Genomic DNA, 3,484 nt, shown 5'->3' with positions numbered 1-3,484 from the left:
GTACCAGATGGCCGTCCAGTCGCCCTGCCGGTCGGCTACGACGAACTGCTGCCCGGCCGCCGCGGTGCTGCCCCAGTCGTTGATGCTGTCGCTGCCGACGCCGTCCGGATGGATGGCCTGGTCGCCGAAGAGCGGCGCGGTGGCGCTGGGCGCGGTGCGCAGATAGACGAAGTCGGAGGGCTGGGTCCGCTCGGTGCACTCGGGGGTGGCGCCGGTGGGGTCGTCGGACGGACAGACCCGCACGGTCTGCTGGTTGCGGGCGAACCCAGGGGTGATGGTGACCACGGAGCCCACCCGGCCCACGCCGTGCCGGCCGTCCACCGGGGCGTGCAGCAGCCGCATGAAACGCTCCCAGTCCCAGGACGGGCCCGGGTCCCAGTGCATCCCGGAGACGAGGGCCGAGCTGGGCCCGGGCACGTTGTCATGCCCGATGATGTGCTGCCGGTCCAGCGGAATGCCGAAGCGCTCGGCCAGGTACCGGACGAGTTCCGCGCTGGTCTCGTACTCGGTCTGCGTGTACCAGGTGCCGCCCGCGGCGGCGTATCCCTCGTGCTCGATTCCTATCGAGTGCAGGTTGGTCGAGTAGTTGCCCGCCTGGAAGGAGATGTCCTTGGTGGGCACCATCTGGGTCACGGCGCCGTCGGAGGAGCGTATGACGTAGTGCGCCGACCCGCCGCCCGGCTTCTGGAAGGTGTTCAGGGCGGCGTCGTACGACGACTCCGTGTCATGAATGACGATGGAGTCGATCCTGATCCCGTTGGCGGGGCGGTCGGACACCTGTCCATTGGCCGCCGCGGCCGGCAGGAAGGCGCAGTCGATGGTGGCGGGGCACTCGGTGTCGCCTGTCGCGGCCGTCGCTCTCAGATGCAGTGCGGACAGTTGCTTGACGGCCGGCTGGACGCCCGGGGAGGCGGGCAGTTCGATGTGCTGTCCGTCCCGGGTGGTCTCCTGCGCGCCGTTCTCGATGGTGGCGAACACCCGGTCGGCGAAGGCTCGCGCCGCCCGCTGCCCGGAGGAACCGCTGTAACGGGCAACGGCGGCGTACCACTTGCCCGAGTCCTTCGGCGTACTGCCGACCGCGCTCTTCTCGTACGAGGCGAGGAGGGCGGCACCCCCGCGGATGTTGGCGGCGTCGTCCGCGCGCAGTCGCTTCCCGGGCAGCCCCGTCAGCCGGGCGGCGGCCTGGAGGGTGTGCAGGGACGGAGCGGAGGCCAGTTCGGGAAGGTCGGCACGGCCGACCGCACCCGCGTCGCCCGCGGCCAGCATCCCGGTCGTCACGTCGGTCAGGTGCATGGGCCCGTAGCCGCCGCCGGTACTGCGTTCACCGGCATGGGCATCCCAGGCGGATTCGTGATAGGCGACGGCGAGGAGGACGGGCAGCGGGACGTCGTAGTCCGCCGCGGCCTGCTCAAAGGCGTGCTGACGGCTGTCGGCCGCCGTCCGATGTCCTACCGCCTGGGCGGCCGGGGAGGCGGCCGCGACTCCCGCGGCAGCCAGCACTCCTGCCGCGAGAATTCTTGACAGCCGCCGGTGCGGCTTGCGCTCATGCACGTGTAAGTACCTGACTTCTCTACGTCGATTCCGGACCTGGAAACCACCGCCGCAGCCTTCCAAGGCCGGTACGCGGCCTGGAACCTGACTGCTCATAAGGTGATCTGTACATGAAGTGATGATGATCAAGCGCGCTGGGTTCCCGCTTCGCGGCGTGATCTGTGAGGGCCCTCGTCCTGGAGGGGGCCCGGCCGCGCGCCGCCGGCGGCTGCTGCCCAGTGGCGCCAGGATCCAGCGCTCCCTGCCGCCTGGCCGTGGTACCGAGGGGACGGGTGAAAAAGGAGCAGGTTCAGCGGGAACCTTCGGTCGGGTGCCGGACACATACAGGGCATGGAAGTGAACGACGTCGGTCCGACCGCGGCTGTCGGAGGAGTATCCGACCGGGAGTTGTGGGCGCGGGCGGCCAACGGCGATCGGGACGCCTTCGGCCGGATCTTCGACCGTCATGCGAAGACGGTCTACAACCACCTGTTCCGGCGGACGGCCGACTGGTCGGAGGCCGAGGATCTCACCTCGGCGGTGTTCCTTCATGCCTGGCGGCGGCGGTCGGAGGTCGCGCTGGACCGCGATTCGGCCCTGCCGTGGCTGCTGGGCATCGCGGAGCGCCTGCTGTCGAACACCAGGCGGCGGCTGCGGCGGGCCGAGGCATTGCTGCGGCGGCTCGTCTCACATGACGAGTCGGTGGGTGACCACGCGGACCGTGTCGCCGGCGAGGTCGACGACGCGCGCCGGATGTCCCAGCTCCATCGGGCGCTGGCCCGGCTCCCGCGCCACGAACGCGAGGTGGTCGAGCTGTGCATGTGGTCGGGCCTGGATCAGCAGGCGGCCGCGACGGCGCTGGGAGTGGCGGTGGGAACCGTGAAGTCCCGACTGCACCGAGCACGGCGCAGGCTGGGGGCCGATCTCGCCGACAGGCCGGGCGTTGCGACGTCGTCCACTTCGAAGAATCCCGTCACCGTGGAGGAGGTCGCGCGATGAATGACACGCAAGGTATGCCCGCGCCTCCCCCCGAGCGTGCTCTGCCGAATCACCGGCGGAGCCGAGAGGACCTGATGATGAAGATCGATCACGAGGACGAGCAGACTTCGCTGGTGCGCAGGTGGGGGCTGCCGTTGAGCGTCGCCGCCGGTGTCGCGGCATTGAGCGTCGCGGCGGTGAGCGTCTTCGGTGGGGAGGGGGCCGCCGAGCCGGTCCAGGCCGGCAGCGGTGGAAGCCCGGCGAGCGCCGCCGCGTCACCTGGCCCGAGCCGGGGCTCTTCGAACGCCGGGGCGGGTACGACGCCGTCCTCGGCGCCTTCGGCCTCTGCGTCGCCCGCGGTTACTGTCACCAGCGTGGCCACGACCCCGATCGAGGCGGGCGCCGTCGACAGGATCCTGTCCTCCTGCCTGGGATCGGATGCCGGGAGATTCCACCCGGTGATCGCCGTCCGTACCCCTGCCGCCGCCAAGGACTGGGACGGCACGGTCATCGCCGTCGACGCGGCCGGGCAGTACGTGCAGTGCCAGAGCAAGGGCGAGCGGGGCAGCAGCCCGGACGTCCCGCCGACGTTCATCAACGACCGCCTGTGGGGCACCGGCCACATCGTGGAGTACTTCGACGCCGTCGGCCAGTCGGCCGGGAAGGGGCGGTACCTTTCCCTCGGCGCCGGACACTACACAACCGGCGTAGCCAAGATCACCGTCAGCTATGGCGATGACCCGAAGCAGTACCCGGCGGTCATGGCAGGTGGCGCGTTCTTCTACACGGCGTCCTTCTCCACCGGGTCGTCCACCGCCAAGTTGATCGCCGCGAGGTCGACTTCGTACGTCCATGCCTACAACGCGGCCGGCAAGGAGATCTACAACCAGAAGAAGGACCCTCAGTTCACCGACACCTCCGAGTAGACCGGCCCTGCGACTGCCCCGCTGGTGCCCCGGCGGCAGTGCCGGGGCAT

General features: G+C 70.1%; 4 protein-coding genes. 2 read left to right on the top strand and 2 right to left on the bottom strand.

Annotated features, from left to right (window positions below; translation table 11 throughout):
• Window positions 1-1,551: N-acetylmuramoyl-L-alanine amidase (locus CCN72_RS17435; protein WP_244174283.1), on the bottom strand; the 1,551-nt coding region annotated here is incomplete at its 3' end.
• A 330-nt stretch (window positions 1,552-1,881) separates the two neighbouring features.
• Between CCN72_RS17435 and CCN72_RS17430 the strand changes: the two genes are divergently transcribed.
• Window positions 1,882-2,529, top strand: a complete 648-nt coding sequence (locus CCN72_RS17430; RefSeq protein ID WP_086808318.1) for an RNA polymerase sigma factor — start codon at window positions 1,882-1,884, stop codon at window positions 2,527-2,529.
• 88 nt (window positions 2,530-2,617) lie between these two features.
• Here the strand turns inward: CCN72_RS17430 and CCN72_RS40595 are convergent, their stop codons facing one another.
• A complete protein-coding gene (locus CCN72_RS40595; RefSeq protein WP_237553513.1) occupies window positions 2,618-2,890 on the bottom strand; it encodes a hypothetical protein in 273 nt (90 codons plus the stop codon).
• Between CCN72_RS40595 and CCN72_RS17425 the strand changes: the two genes are divergently transcribed.
• Window positions 2,883-3,434 carry a hypothetical protein gene (locus tag CCN72_RS17425; protein WP_244174282.1) on the top strand — a complete coding sequence of 184 codons (552 nt, stop codon included), beginning with the start codon at window positions 2,883-2,885 and terminating at the stop codon, window positions 3,432-3,434. The genes CCN72_RS40595 and CCN72_RS17425 overlap by 8 nt on opposite strands.
• The last annotated feature ends 50 nt before the right edge of the window (window positions 3,435-3,484 follow it).

The sequence above is a fragment of the Streptomyces murinus genome (assembly GCF_002154555.1).
Lineage (GTDB): Bacteria > Actinomycetota > Actinomycetes > Streptomycetales > Streptomycetaceae > Streptomyces > Streptomyces murinus.
This window is presented reverse-complemented; position numbering and strand designations above follow the sequence as displayed.